Source organism: Acidimicrobiia bacterium (assembly GCA_041676705.1).
Classification (GTDB): domain Bacteria; phylum Actinomycetota; class Acidimicrobiia; order Acidimicrobiales; family SKKL01; genus Actinomarinicola.
On sequence record JBAYRL010000001.1, the window covers coordinates 142,399 to 156,742 of the forward strand.

Annotated in this window: 15 protein-coding genes; all 15 read left to right on the plus strand. The window is 54.5% G+C overall.

Features of this window, described 5'->3' with window-relative positions; all coding sequences use genetic code 11:
• The 15 genes from WC184_00735 to mihF all read left to right on the plus strand — a co-directional run bounded on the left by WC184_00735 (position 1) and on the right by mihF (position 14,337).
• Entirely contained in the window at positions 1-837 is an 837-nt protein-coding gene (locus tag WC184_00735) for an A24 family peptidase (protein ID MFA7476404.1), read from the plus strand.
• Entirely contained in the window at positions 834-1,367 is a 534-nt protein-coding gene (locus WC184_00740) for a shikimate kinase (GenBank protein MFA7476405.1), read from the plus strand. Before WC184_00735 ends, WC184_00740 begins: the two co-directional genes overlap by 4 nt.
• Positions 1,364-2,371 carry a 3-dehydroquinate synthase family protein gene (locus WC184_00745; GenBank protein MFA7476406.1) on the plus strand — a complete coding sequence of 336 codons (1,008 nt, stop codon included), beginning with the start codon at positions 1,364-1,366 and terminating at the stop codon, positions 2,369-2,371. The genes WC184_00740 and WC184_00745 overlap by 4 nt, the downstream gene beginning before the upstream one ends.
• Positions 2,368-2,832, plus strand: a complete 465-nt coding sequence (locus WC184_00750) for a type II 3-dehydroquinate dehydratase (protein MFA7476407.1) — start codon at positions 2,368-2,370, stop codon at positions 2,830-2,832. The genes WC184_00745 and WC184_00750 overlap by 4 nt, the downstream gene beginning before the upstream one ends.
• Positions 2,833-2,836: 4 nt before the next feature.
• Positions 2,837-3,928, plus strand: a complete 1,092-nt coding sequence (locus WC184_00755; protein ID MFA7476408.1) for a Xaa-Pro peptidase family protein — start codon at positions 2,837-2,839, stop codon at positions 3,926-3,928.
• A 66-nt stretch (positions 3,929-3,994) separates the two neighbouring features.
• Positions 3,995-4,558 carry an elongation factor P gene (efp, locus tag WC184_00760; GenBank protein MFA7476409.1) on the plus strand — a complete coding sequence of 188 codons (564 nt, stop codon included), beginning with the start codon at positions 3,995-3,997 and terminating at the stop codon, positions 4,556-4,558.
• Positions 4,555-4,965, plus strand: a complete 411-nt coding sequence (gene nusB, locus WC184_00765) for a transcription antitermination factor NusB (GenBank protein ID MFA7476410.1) — start codon at positions 4,555-4,557, stop codon at positions 4,963-4,965. Before efp ends, nusB begins: the two co-directional genes overlap by 4 nt.
• 120 nt (positions 4,966-5,085) lie before the next feature.
• The gene (gene pyrR / locus WC184_00770) at positions 5,086-5,610 is read left to right on the plus strand and encodes a bifunctional pyr operon transcriptional regulator/uracil phosphoribosyltransferase PyrR (GenBank protein MFA7476411.1); all 525 of its coding nucleotides are present in this window, start codon (positions 5,086-5,088) and stop codon (positions 5,608-5,610) included.
• Positions 5,607-6,542, plus strand: coding sequence for an aspartate carbamoyltransferase catalytic subunit (locus tag WC184_00775; GenBank protein MFA7476412.1), 936 nt, complete (start codon positions 5,607-5,609; stop codon positions 6,540-6,542). Before pyrR ends, WC184_00775 begins: the two co-directional genes overlap by 4 nt.
• Positions 6,535-7,875: a dihydroorotase gene (locus WC184_00780; protein ID MFA7476413.1), complete on the plus strand. Its 1,341-nt coding sequence runs from the start codon at positions 6,535-6,537 to the stop codon at positions 7,873-7,875. Before WC184_00775 ends, WC184_00780 begins: the two co-directional genes overlap by 8 nt.
• Entirely contained in the window at positions 7,872-8,987 is a 1,116-nt protein-coding gene (locus WC184_00785) for a carbamoyl phosphate synthase small subunit (protein MFA7476414.1), read from the plus strand. The genes WC184_00780 and WC184_00785 overlap by 4 nt, the downstream gene beginning before the upstream one ends.
• Positions 8,987-12,277: a carbamoyl-phosphate synthase large subunit gene (carB, locus tag WC184_00790; protein MFA7476415.1), complete on the plus strand. Its 3,291-nt coding sequence runs from the start codon at positions 8,987-8,989 to the stop codon at positions 12,275-12,277. Before WC184_00785 ends, carB begins: the two co-directional genes overlap by 1 nt.
• Positions 12,277-13,221, plus strand: coding sequence for a dihydroorotate dehydrogenase (locus tag WC184_00795; protein ID MFA7476416.1), 945 nt, complete (start codon positions 12,277-12,279; stop codon positions 13,219-13,221). Before carB ends, WC184_00795 begins: the two co-directional genes overlap by 1 nt.
• Positions 13,214-13,906, plus strand: a complete 693-nt coding sequence (gene pyrF / locus WC184_00800; protein ID MFA7476417.1) for an orotidine-5'-phosphate decarboxylase — start codon at positions 13,214-13,216, stop codon at positions 13,904-13,906. The genes WC184_00795 and pyrF overlap by 8 nt, the downstream gene beginning before the upstream one ends.
• Before the next feature lie 104 nt (positions 13,907-14,010).
• On the plus strand, positions 14,011-14,337 hold the full coding sequence (gene mihF, locus WC184_00805; GenBank protein ID MFA7476418.1) for an integration host factor, actinobacterial type: 327 nt from the start codon (positions 14,011-14,013) through the stop codon (positions 14,335-14,337).
• Positions 14,338-14,344: the final 7 nt, after the last annotated feature.

Sequence of the window (14,344 nt, forward strand, 5' to 3'; positions counted from 1 at the left end):
GTGGATTCCCTTGAGATTGGCATAGCTGCTGTTGTTGGCCTAGCGGTGGCACCGTTGTTGCGGCTGCTGATCGACGATATTCCCACACGTCCGCTGGTCCGAGCGTCGGCGAATCCGCTAAAAGACGCAGTGGCCAGCCCAGCTTCGGTGCCGGTGGTGTCGTGGTTCGCAGATCAACCGGCGGCCACTTTGGTGCCGGTGGGTTCACCCGATTCCGTTGCGGATGGTGAAACTCGACCGATCGCTTCTATGCGCTGGCGGGCACCCTTGATAGATGTCATCACATCACTGGTCTTTGCTCTGGTGGTGTGGCGATTTGGTTTGCAATTTTCAACAATACCTTTGCTGATTTTCTCAGCCGCTTTGGTGGTGGGCAGCACAATTGATATCGACCACTACCGCTTGCCCGACCGCTTGGTTTTCCCGGCCTTCTTTCTTAGCGCGGCGTTTATAATCTTGGCGGCGTTTGTAATGGGTGAACCTCGAACCGTTCTACCGGCTTTAGTTGGCGCCATAGGCTATTTTTTCTTCCTTTTTGTTTTCTTTGTGATCTCTCCTTCGGGCATGGGCTTTGGTGATGTCAAGCTAGCCTTGCTACTGGGTTTGGTTGTCGGTTGGGTGGGTTCATTCACGGAGGTTGACCAGGTCATTCAGTACCATGGGGTGCCTTCAGGCTTACGCTTGGTATTAATGTCAGGGCTCTTTGGTAGCTTGCTGGGCACAGTCGTGGGCCTTTCGATAATTCCTTTCCGAGGAAGAAAAGCTCATTTCCCGTTTGGTCCGTCGCTGTGTTTAGGAGCATTCCTGGCCATAATTTTTAGCGAGCAGCTGCTATGAGTTTCACAGGCACTAAACAAATTGTGTTGGTGGGGCCGATGGGAGTCGGCAAGTCGAGCGTGGCTCGACGTTTGGCGGCTCTAATGAACCTCAAGTGGTGTGATACCGATGAGCTGGTTGAGGCCGAGGTGGGTTGTAGCATCAGCGAACTCTTCTCTACACGTGGGGAGCAGGTATTTCGCGAGTTGGAATCAGCAGCCTTGCACCAGGTGTTAAACACGAGCGAAGGCTGTGTGGTGGCGACTGGTGGCGGAGTGGTTCTAGCCGAGGTCAACCGCCTCAAACTGATGGAAAACGGTCTCGTTGTATGGCTAGATGCTGATGTGCAAACACTCTTGGAGCATATTGGTGACACCACTTCTCGGCCGTTGTTTCGTCATCGTGAACCGACGATCGTTTTGCAGGAAATTTTAGAGGAACGTGGGCCTCTCTATGCTGAAGTTGCCGACCTTCGGGTGGACGTTTCTTGGTACGAGAGTGCCGATGCGGTGGCTAAGAAGATTCTTGAATTACTTGGAGATAAGAAATGATCGTGGTGCCGGTACCACTTGGTGAGCGCAGCTATGACGTGGTGGTTGGGGATGGCGCCAAGAACGAGCTGGCAGCGCTTATCCCTACGGGCGCCAAGCGTGCCGCAATCGTTACCCAGCCTGGTCTGGCGGTTGAGGTAGAAACCGGCGTCACGCAGCAAACATTCCATATTGGTACTGGAGAAGATGCCAAGACCTTAGAAACGGTAGAAACCCTGTGCCGAGGGTTTGCGTCGTGGGGGCTTACCCGCGCCGATGTTGTGGTTAGCGTAGGCGGCGGCATGGTCAGTGATGTGGCGGGTTTCGCGGCCGCGGTCTATCACCGTGGTGTGGCAGTGATCCATGTTTCAACCACTTTATTGGGCCAGATTGACGCTGCGATTGGCGGTAAAACCGGTGTGAATTTACCGGAAGGGAAAAATTTGGTTGGGGCTTTCTGGCAGCCTCACGCCGTTATTTGTGACACCGCCACCTTAGATACCTTGCCGGAACGTGAATTCCGCAGCGGCCTTGGCGAGTTGGCTAAATACCACTTCTTAGGTGGAGGCAAGCTTGATGAGATGCCACTGCCACAACGCGTGGCAGCTTGTGTTGAAATAAAAGCGCAGGTGGTAGCCAGTGACGAGCGTGAAGGTGGGCGCCGCGCCATATTGAACTATGGGCATACCTTGGGCCACGCCATTGAGCTGCTATCTAACTTTGAGCTTCGCCACGGTGAGGCCGTTGCGATCGGGCTAATTTATGCCGCTGAATTAGCGCACGCCATGGGGCGAATCCCCTCCGAGCGTGTGGCTGAGGTCCGCCGAGTGGTGGCCGAGTATTCGTTGCCAACAATTATTCCTCGAGAACTAGCGGACGATCAGATTATGGAAGCTTTGGGGCGAGACAAAAAGATGCTTAGTTCACTGACTTTTGCACTTGATGGACCCAATGGTGTTGAGGTCGTGCCCGGAGTGGACGCCGCTCTGGTGCGTTCTACCCTTGGAAAGGTACGAGAAAAATGAGCAACACCCATGAATCTAAAGACCAGCGCCGAGTGTTGCTTGTGTCGGGGGTGAATCTTGGCATTCTCGGTACTCGAGAACCAGAGATTTACGGAACCGAAACTTTGGCCGACCATGTGACACGGGCTGAAAAGCAGGCCACGGCACATGGAATGGTCCTCCGTCACGTGCAATCCAACCACGAAGGTGAACTGGTTGACGCGATTTTGGCGGCTCGCCAAGATTGTCAGGCCATCGTGATCAACCCCGGTGCCTTTACCCACTATGCCTGGTCTCTGCACGACGCCTTGGCGGCCTTTCGGGGGCCAATTGTTGAGCTGCATTTGTCTAATCCAGCTAGCCGAGAAACTTGGCGTCATCAGTCGGTTATAGCCCCGGTTGCTAGTGGCACTGTGGCTGGCTTTGGTGGTTTGGGTTACGAATTAGCCATCCGCGCGGTGGCGGCCTTGTTAGAGGCGTAATCTCGTGCAAAATTTGCGCTTTGATTATGAAGGTCGGCTCGGCCGCTTAAGAGCAGCCATGACAGCCAGAGCTGAACTCATGGTGGTGACCAAAGGTGAAAATGTGCGGTGGTTAACTGGTTTTCACGGTTCCTTCGGGATGGTGGTGGTCACACCAAATTCGGCTGTCTTGATCACGGACGGTCGTTACGCCCTAGCAGCTGAGGCCGTCTTGGCCAATAGCAATAGCGAGACTCGCCTGGAAATTAGCTCCGATGTAGGTTCGCTCTTAGCGCGTTTGGCGGCGAACGCCTCGGCTATAGCTTTAGAGGCCAACCATGTCAGTTGGGAGTTTGCTCGCCAAGCAAAAGAAGAATGGTTTAACGCCCAGACAGTAGTGGCTAGCGTTAACCTGGTCGAAGAGTTGAGGGCCATTAAAGAGCCGGTTGAAGTCGAGGCTATTAAGACTGCGGCCAATATTGCTGACCAGGCTTTATCCTCGGTACTACCCAGCCTGGTTAATTCGCCAACCGAGGCCGAGGTGGCCATGGCCCTTGAATTGGCTATGGGTGACGCCGGTTCCGAGAAGCCAGCCTTTTCCACCATTGTGGCGGCGGGGCTTAACTCGGCGTTGCCACACCACGAGCCTTCTGACAATCGCTTGACCACTGGCGATCTGGTGGTGATTGATATGGGTGCTACTCACCACGGCTACTGCTCCGACATGACGCGAACTTTTAGTCTGGGACGTCCGAATGAGCAGACAGCCAAAATGTTAACGACCGTGCAACGCGCCCACGATGAAGCAGTAGCGGTGGCCGCCGCGGATGTGGCTACGAGAGATGTAGATGCCGCAGCACGGCAGATAATTCATGAGGCTGGTTGGGCAGAGTTTTTTGTCCATCCCACTGGGCACGGTGTCGGTCTCGAGATTCACGAGCCGTTACGGTTGTCGGCGACCTCGAATGCTACGCTCGCCCCTGGGAATGTTGTGACCGTCGAACCAGGTGTCTACATACCAGGTGTTGGCGGAGTTCGAGTCGAAGACACGATCGAAATCACTATGGACGGTAGTAGGATGCTAACCCGTGCCCAATTGCCGACTGTGATCGACTGAGCACACCTCGCGCATTCCTGGCTCTGTTATTTTTATTGACGCTCCCTCCCCAAAAGACACTAACTAATGGCAACTATCTCAACGAACGACATCAAAAACGGTATGACCCTCGACCTCGACGGTGATTTGTTTAACCTCGTCGAATTTCAACACGTTAAGCCGGGGAAAGGCGGAGCTTTTGTGCGCACCAAGCTAAAAAATGTGCGCACGGGCGCGGTGCTCGACCGAACATTCCGTGCCGATGAAAAAGTAGAACGGGCCATCGTCGAAAAGCGGGAAATGCAGTTCCTGTATCGTGATGGTAGCGAATTTGTTTTTATGGATAATTCCACCTACGAGCAGTTCAACGTAAGTGAAGCCCTTCTCGCTGACGCTGCTGGTTACCTGGTGGAATCGGCCAATGCGGTTTTGTTGTCGTACCAAGACGAGTTCATCGGTGCCGACCTGCCAGCGGCCGTAGAGTTGAACGTGGCCGAGACCGAACCCGGTGTTCAAGGCGACCGGGTATCCGGGGCTAGAAAACCGGCGACCCTTGAAACTGGGCTAACTGTGCAGGTCCCACTGTTTGTAAACATTGGCGACCGGGTGCGGGTTGACACTCGTTCCGGCGAATACATTACGCGAGCGTGAGCGGTAACCGTCGCGACGCACGCGAACGGGCTTTAGCCTTGCTCTATGAGGCCGAAACACGAGCCATAACGCCCCAGGCAGTGCTCGACTCGCTGCCCATCAAACCTGATGCCTATACCGCAGTCTTGGTGGCTGGCGTCGAGGAACAACTGGGCGCTATTGACGAACAAATCAGAACCTTTGCTAAAGGTTGGAACCTCGAACGCATGCCAGCACTAGACAGGGCGGTGTTGCGCCTCTCTATCTACGAACTACTGTCTCAACCCGAGGTTCCCACCGGCGTGGTAATCGCTGAAGCGGTGTTCTTGGCTAGCGCGTATTCCACTGATGAATCAGGACCGTTCGTGAACGGGCTATTGTCACGCATTGCGAAAGATGTGCGGGGCTCACTATCTGATAACGTGTAATTCTGACCGTGAAGCGAGTCCAGAGAGGCTCGTACGGACAGAAAGGTAATAAACTTGGCTGAACGCGAACGCCCTGCTGCGCCCCCCAACGGGGGCGTTTTTGTTGCTCGAAGTCGCGTCATGGACGCCGCCGATATTCAACGAGCCACCAAACGCATGGCTCATGAGATCGTTGAACGCAACCATGGTGTTAAAGACGTGGTACTGATTGGCTTACAAACTGGCGGCGCGCCGCTGGCCCGTAACCTGCGCCAGGCATTACGAGAAATTGAAGGTGTCGAAGTCCCCGTGGGGCTACTCGACGTTGCTTTTTACCGAGATGACCTCGATCTCCGCCCAATTTCAGTTGAGGCGGTCACACAAATACCGGTAGACCTGGTCAATCAAGTGGTGGTCCTAGTAGATGACGTGCTCTTCACTGGTCGAACGGTTCGGGCTGCGCTTGACGCCGTTGGCGCTTACGGCCGACCGCGTTCGGTACAGCTAGCGGTGATGGTGGATAGAGGCCATCGTGAGCTGCCGATTCGGCCCGACTTTGTGGGAAAGAATCTACCTACCCGGCGCGACGAAGTTGTTGATGTTTCAAGTGAGGGCGTCGTTCTAGGCGAACATGTTCTAGACGAAGATCGGGGAGAACAGCGGTGAAACATTTGCTTTCTGCTCGTGATCTATCGGCCCAAGAGATCGACGAGCTTATGCATCTAAGCGATAGTTTCGTCGAGGTCAGTAGTCGCCCCATTGCCAAGGTGCCCGCGCTGCGATCGCGCACGGTGGCCTGGCTTTTTTATGAAGATTCGACCCGAACTCGTCTCTCTTTTGAAACTGCCGCCAAACGTCTTTCTGCCGACACCTTAAACTTTTCGGTCTCGAGCTCGAGTGTGAACAAAGGCGAATCACTTAAAGACACCGCCTTAACACTTTCGGCTATGGGAGTTGACGCCATTGTGGTGCGTCACCGCAGTTCGGGTGTTCCATGGCAGCTCACCAGGTGGGTTGACTGCTCAATAATTAACGCTGGCGACGGTTGGCACGAACACCCCACGCAAACACTTCTAGATATTTACACCATGCGCCACCATTTTGGTGAAGGCGGCTTAGCCGGCAAGAAACTCACCTTGGTAGGTGATATTAAACACTCCAGGGTGGCGGGCAGCATGATATTTGCCCTGGCCAAAATGGGTATGGAGGTCACCATGGTGGCACCTCCAACCTTGCTGCCACCAGCCGTTGACACCTGGCCCGCAACCGTAAGGCACAACCTCGAGCCGGAACTGGCCGACACCGACGTGCTCTATTTGTTGCGGATGCAAAACGAACGACAAAACCAAGCACTAGTGCCGTCCTTGCGTGAGTATTCACGCCTTTTCGGCGTGAATATCGCTCGAGCGCAAATGCTTTCCCCCCATGCCCTCATCATGCACCCTGGGCCCATGAATCGGGGGGTTGAAATCGATGGAGAGGTAGCTGATCTGCCCAATGCCGTGATGGTCGATCAGGTTAGGAACGGGGTAGCGGTACGAATGGCGGTGCTATTCAAGTTGCTACAAGGAACAGGAGGTACGGGCACGAATGGCTAAAGAAAGCACGACACAGCACATGGCTGAAACCGGAGTTCTAATTGTTGGGGGCAAAATTATTGATGAAACGGCGACCAGATTCGGCGACGTACGTGTTTCACCCGATGGAATTATCTCCGAGGTGGCACCCAAGCTTGAACCCAACCATGGTGAACTGGTGCTGGACGCCAAAGATTGTGTTATCAGCCCCGGTTTTGTAGATCTTCACACCCATTTGCGCCAACCTGGTTCCGAAGAGGCTGAAACGATTGAAACCGGTTCCCGTGCCGCAGCCTTGGGTGGCTATACCGCGGTGGTGGCCATGCCAAATACCACGCCCACCATGGATAATGCTGGCACGGTGAAAGAGGTTCTAGCTCTAGGTCGTGGGGCATTGTGCGAGGTTCTGGCATCCGGTGCAATTACGGTTGGCCGTTTGGGTGAGACTCTGGCACCAATGGCCGAGCTGGCCGAGCTCGGAGTACAAATTTTCACGGATGATGGTACTGGTGTTCAAGATGCCGGTGTCATGCGACGTGCCATGGAGTATGCCCGTGGGCTAAACGTCACCCTTGCTCAGCACTGCGAGGTCTCAAGTCTTTCGGCCGGTACTTGTATGCATGAAGGGGAATGGTCGGCCAAACTTGGTTTGCCAGGTCAGCCAGCGCTCGCCGAAGAGCTCATGGTCATGCGCGATATTGCCCTGGCACGCTTAACGGGTGCCAAGGTACATATGCAACACGTGTCAACCGCCGGCTCGGTTGAACTGGTGCGCGCCGCCAAAGCCGAGGGCTTGCCCGTAACGGCTGAGGCCACTACGCACCATTTCACGCTAACCGATGCGCTGGTTGCCAACTATGACGCCGTCTATAAAGTACATCCGCCTTTGCGTACCGAAGCTGATGTTATGGCCATTCGAATGGGATTGGCCGATGGCACAATCGACGCTATTGCAACCGATCACGCCCCTCATGCCAGCCACGAAAAAGAAAAACCATTTGATCAGGCCCCACCCGGAATGTTGGGCCTTGAAACGGCCCTCGCGCTAGCGCTTAGCGAATTGAACCATTCTCAAGCCGAGCCCAAGCTCTCCACGGCATCCATCTTGGCGCTGCTGTCGTGGAAACCAGCCGAAATAGCGGGCGTTAAAGACCGCCATGGTCGACCAATTGAGGCCGGCGAACCAGCCAATATAACGGTCTTCAATCCCAACGAAACTTGGATCGTGGATCCCAACCAGAGCGCCAGTTTAAGTCGCAATAATCCCTATGCCGGACGCGAACTTCGCGGTCGTGTGCGACACACCATTTGGAATGGAGTTCCGACCGTGATCGATGGAAAGGCAACCCGATGAACAAACTTGAAGCTCGACTCGTCCTCAGTGATGGCACCACTTTCAGAGGTGAACTGTATGGCTACCTTCCCCCCAACGGTCTGGTGGTCGGCGAAATAGTTACTAATACCGCTATGAGCGGCTATTTGGAAACCATCACCGATCCGGCGTCATCGGGTCAGATTATAAACTTCACCTATCCCCAGATTGGTAACGTCGGTGCAAGCGCTGGTGCCACCATGTCGAATAGGGGCGGCGCTCGTGGCATTGTCGTGCGGGAACTAATACAGAGTTATAGCAACTGGCAGGCCGACCAGAGTCTAGAAGCAGCCATGCTAGAGCGAAGCCAAGCCATCATAAGCGGCGTCGACACCCGTCGCTTGACCCGTCAGCTCCATACCAACCATGCCATGACAGCGGCTTTCGGTACCGTTAGCGATGCCGAGTTGCGCAGCGCTGCGCAAGAAGCTGTTTCCCAAGATGACAGCTTGGTCGCTCAGGTAACCACTTCTGAAACTCACAGTATTGGTAGTGAAGAGGAAGCAGCATCAACTCATCGGCCCAAAATTGCTGTCATCGATCTTGGGGTTCGCAGTACTACCGTGCAACGCCTAGCCAAGTTTGCTTCAGTGACCTTGGTTCCAGCCCATACTTCGGCGGCTGATATTAAGGCACTTTCACCAGATGGAGTCGTGCTCTCCAGTGGTCCAGGTAATCCCGCCGCACTCGCCGCAGTGGTGCAAGTGGCGAGCGCTTTGGCTAACGACCTACCGATTTTGGCCATTGGGCTTGGTTCTATGGTCTTGGCACAGGTGCTGGGTGCATCGATTAAGCGTTTAGAACGCCCGCACTACGGTGCCAATATCCCGGTACGCCGTTTGAGCAACCGCCGTGTGGAAATCACAAGCCAAAATCGATCTTTCGGCATTGTTGAGTCTTCGTTGGATGAAGCTTTAATCACTTACCGGAATCTTAACGATGGTGAAATTGAAGGCTTCCGCTCGGCTGATGGGACCGCCGTAGGTGTCGCCTACAACCCCGATCTGGGTCCCGGGGCCTTCGACTCCGACTACCTATTCGATGACTTTGCAAAACAATTGAATTCTGCCGCTACCTCTCCGAAAGGCAACTGATGCCACGCCGCCAAGATCTCAAAACCGTCATGCTCATTGGCTCGGGCCCAATTGTCATTGGTCAAGCCTGTGAATTCGACTATTCCGGTACCCAAGCGGCGCGGGTTTTGCGAGAGGAGGGTTTCCGGGTGGTGCTGGCAAACTCGAATCCTGCCACCATCATGACCGATCCAGATTTCGCCGATGCTACTTACATCGAGCCTCTCGATCTCACCGTGCTCACCGCCATAATCGAGAAAGAACGACCCGATGCATTGTTGGCAACCTTAGGTGGCCAAACGGCGCTCAACTTGGCGATTGAACTGGCGGAAGCTGGCGTGCTTGAACGGTTCGGGGTGGAACTTATCGGCGCCGACGCCCAAGCCATTGAAACCGCCGAGAATCGTCAACTTTTCAAAGAGGCCATGCAAGAAATTGGCTTGGAAGTCCCGCGTTCGGGTGTGGCTACCACGATGGAGCAAGCGCGCAAAATTGTGGCCGAGGTCGGCCTGCCGGTGGTGATCCGGCCCGCCTTTATCTTGGGAGGTAAAGGGACTGGTATTGCCGCCACCAGCGAACAGTTTGAAGAAATTGCTTCCGCCGGCCTTCATGCCAGCCCTATCAGCGAAATTCTGATTGAAGAATCGATTGCTGGTTGGAAAGAGCTTGAATACGAAGTAATTCGAGACAGTAACGATAATGCAATAATTGTTTGTTCGATAGAGAACTTTGATGCCATGGGCGTACACACTGGAGACTCGATCACCGTTGCGCCAGCACAAACTTTAACCGATAGCGAACATCAGATATTGCGAGATGCGGCCTTGCGTTGTGTGCGTCGTGTTGGTGTGAAGAATGGCGGTTCTAATGTTCAGTTTGCATTAAATCCAACCGATGGCCGAGTGGTCATCATTGAAATGAATCCCCGAGTTAGTCGTTCTTCAGCTTTGGCCTCCAAAGCCACGGGTTTCCCGATTGCTAAAATTTCCACCCGCTTAGCCATTGGTTACACCTTGGACGAAATTCCAAACGATATGACCGGGTCGACTTTGGCAAGCTTCGAGCCTGCTATTGATTACGTCGTTACCAAAGTACCTCGTTGGGCTTTTGAGAAGTTTCCGGGTACGTCTGGACGCCTGGGCACTTCGATGCAATCGGTCGGCGAAGTGATGGCCATCGCACGTACTTTTCCCGAGTCAATTCAAAAGGCTCTACGCTCGCTTGAGCAGGGCCGAGGTGGCTTGAACTGTGATGAGGGCGAGGCTATTTTTGACCAACAGGGCGTAGAGGCGTTGTTAGAAGCCGTGAAAATTGCCACACCGGATCGGCCTTTCGAAATCGAATCGCTCCTACGAAATGGTGTGAGTGTAGAAACGCTCAACGCTGCCACCGGTATTGATCCGTGGTTTTTGAACCAAATGTTGCGAATTGTAGATGCCCGCACCACGTATTCGCGCAAGGGGCCCAACGAGTTGCAAGCCAACGACTGGCGAACACTCAAACAGCTGGGCTTTTCCGACCACCAACTCGGTTGGCTTTGGAAGATCGACGAAGACAAAGTGCGACAAATGCGCTTGGCGCAGGGTGTTAAAGCCGTATTCAAAACAGTTGACACCTGCGCTGGAGAGTTCGAATCGAATACCCCCTATCACTATTCATCTTACGATGAAGAAGACGAGGTTGTAATTGGAGATAAGCCGAAGATTGTAATTCTGGGTTCGGGGCCGAACCGAATTGGTCAGGGTATTGAATTCGATTACTGCTGTGTGCACGCCAGTTTTGCCTTACGAGAAGCAGGCTATGAAACAGTAATGATCAACTGTAACCCAGAGACGGTTTCGACCGACTATGACACCAGCGACAGGCTATATTTCGAGCCGTTAACCTTTGAAGACGTCCAAAATATTTTGGATCTCGAAAAGCCGGTCGGTGTAGTGGTTTCACTAGGCGGCCAAACACCACTGAAGCTGGCCGAAGTTCTGCCGCCCGAGCTGGTGCTAGGGACTAGCCCACGCTCCATCGACCTAGCCGAAGACCGTGAGCAATGGAATGCTCTGTGCAGTCAATTAGAAATCCCACAGCCTCCAGGCGGCACGGCGACCAACATTGATGAGGCTAAAGAAATTACCGCCGCCATCGGGTACCCGGCGCTAATTCGACCGTCGTATGTGCTTGGAGGTCGAGCCATGCAGATTGTGTACGGCGATGAAGGGCTAGCTGCTGCTATGGCCGAATTGGCCGATAGCGGCTCGCTTGGGCGGGAAGGCGGTTTGTCAGCTAATCGGCCGGTACTAATCGACCGTTTCCTAGAGGACGCTACGGAAGTTGATGTTGATGCGTTACGTGATGCCAGCGGGGAAACGATACTGGGCGGGATTATGGAACACGTGGAACAGGCCGGAGTTCACTCTGGAGACAGCGCCTGCACCTTGCCACCCACCACGCTTTCACACCAAGCGTTAAGCACGATCGAGGCCTACACCCGGGCGATTGCTGAATCTTTAGAGGTGGTTGGATTGTTAAACGTGCAATATGCCGTCAAAGACGACCAGGTCTATGTGATTGAGGCCAATCCGCGCGCCTCTCGCACCGTACCCTTTGTGGCCAAGGCGACCGGGGTTCCATTGGCCAAACTAGCGGCGCGGGTAATGGCAGGTGCCACCATTGAATCGCTGCGTCAAGAAGGAATAGCACGTACCCCGGTCGTCGGCGACCATGTAGCGGTGAAAGAGGCGGTCTTGCCTTTCAACCGGTTCCCTGAAGCCGATGCTGTGCTGGGTCCTGAAATGCGCTCCACCGGCGAAGTGATGGGCATTGATCTCACCGTGGGTTTGGCGTTCGCAAAATCACAGTTAGCAGCCGGTACAAGGCTTCCCGAATCCGGCACGATCTTTCTGTCATTGGCAGATCGCGACAAGCCAATGGGTGTTGAGGCCGCCACAACATTTAGTCAACTTGGTTTCAAGCTGGTCGCCACTAGTGGTACTGCGCAGGCCCTTAGTGACGCTGGTCTTAAGGTCGAAACCATTGTTGCCAAGATGGGGGAGGACGGCCCGAATGCCGTCGATCTGATACGCGGCGGTCATGTTGATTTGGTGATTAACTCACCTCGAGGCCAAGGTCCTCGATCTGATGGTGCCTATATTCGCCAGGCAGCTGGCCTAGCAGGAGTTTCATTGGTTACCACGGCTCGTGCGGCGCTAGCGGCCGCCAATGGCATGGCCGACATGGCCACCCACGATTTGAAGGTCCGTAGCATTCAAGAATTTCAACAGGGCGTCTTTCAAAGCGACCTAACCTCGAGCGTGTAATGCCACCGGCACCAAAGCAATTATCAAATCTCAACCTTGCTGCGCAAGTAGGTTCGGTTACATTGCCGAACCCGGTTATGACTGCCTCAGGAACCGCCGGGTTGAGCACCGAATTGGGAGCTTACCTAGATCTGGGCGCGTTAGGGGCGGTCGTCACAAAATCGTTGGCTGCCTTCGCCTGGCCAGGTAACCCACCAGTTCGAGTCACTCAAACTAGCGCTGGGATGGTCAACTCGGTTGGGCTGCAAGGCCCGGGTGTTGAAGCATGGTTACATAACGACCTGCCCGCACTTGGTGCCACTGGTGCCCGGGTGGTGGCCAGCATTTGGGGCCGAAGCGTTGAAGAGTATGAGCAGGCGGCAGCCATGCTTGCTCAGGCACCCGCTTCGGTGGTCGCAGTTGAAGTTAACCTTTCATGTCCCAATCTGGGGGGCCATGGAATCTTCGCTCAAGACGCCATGGCAACTGGGGCCGTGATGTCGGCCACCCAAGCTGCTGGACGGCCCCTTTGGGCGAAGCTCACCCCCATGGTCACCAACATTGTGGAAATTGCCGAAGCCGCTATAGCCGGGGGCGCCGAGGCGTTGACCCTCACCAACACGGTGCCAGCTTTAGTTCTCGATCCCGCGACACGTCGTTCCCACCTAGGGGGAGGGATGGGCGGTCTGTCGGGGCCAGCCATGCACCCCATTGCATTACGGGCGGTTTATGAAGTGCATGCCGCGATGCCCACTGTGCCGATTGTAGGTGTGGGTGGCATTGCTCATGGTGAAGACGCCATCAACATGTTCTTAGCTGGGGCCAACGCCGTTCAGGTTGGTACCGCCAGTTTTGCGAACCCCCGGGCCACCGCCGTGGTACTCGAACAAATACGCCAATGGTGTGTAGCCAACGACATAAAAGACTTATCTGAACTGCACGGAGGAGCTCACCGCAATGACTGAAGCTAATTCACCAATTAATGCCAGAGATCACTTAGCCATAGCACTAGATGTTCCCGACTCTGCCCTGGCGTTACGCTTAGCTACCCAATTGAAGCCGTATTTCCAGGTCGCCAAAATTGGGTTAGAGCTATTCTCGGCGACTGGTCCTGCCATGGTTGAAGAACTAAAAAACCTGGGTTTCGATGTTTTTTGTGATCTAAAACTCTTCGACATTCCGAATACGGTGCAACGTGCAGCCCAAGTGATCGGCTCGCTGGGTGCGTCTTATTTGACTGTCCACACCGCGGGCGGCCTCGACATGGTGAAAGCCGGTCATGAAGGGTTTCACGCTGGGGCCAACGAAAACAGCTTCCCCGAGCCCAATTTGTTGGGGGTGACGGTACTAACCAGCGAACCCGACGCCAGCGCCCTGGCGGATCGTGTGGCAACGGCGCTTGATGGCAGATGTGAAGGTGTGATCTGTGCTGCGCCTGACCTAGCGCAAGTACATTCGCTGGCACCGAGTCTTCTGAAGGTAGTTCCGGGTATACGTCCAGCAGGCTCCGACGTTGGCGACCAAGCGCGGGTCGCCACCCCCAGTGAGGCTATGGCGGCTGGTGCCAGCATTTTGGTGATAGGCCGCCCAGTAACTCAAGCACCTGATCCAGTGGCTGCAGCGGCGGCAATTATGCATGAATTGGGCTAAGTTTTATGGGACTTAAGTCATATTCTTGCGGTTTATAGGGTTATTCTAGGCTTTTCTAGCATTTAACAGGTCTTTTACACTCGTATGGGCGCTACTCTGCGAACATGAGCACGCCTCCAGAATTGAGTGTTGAAGAACGACTTGCAGCTCTAGCAAAAGCAGCAGAGGTACGCCGGAGTCGAGCGGAACTAAAAGAACGCTTGAAGATGGGTTCTCTGTCGCTTGAGGAGCTGCTTGAGACTGCGAAGAGCGATGAAGTAGCCGCACGTACTAAAGTACTGGCTGTTTTAGAATCGCTTCCTGGCGTAGGTAAGGTGAAAGCACGCCGAGCAATGGAAGAGATTGGTATTGCCGAATCGCGTCGTGTGCGGGGTTTAGGTCCTCAGCAGCGACAAGCGCTTTTGGACATGTTTCCCCCGTCTTTTCGATAGGAGATAG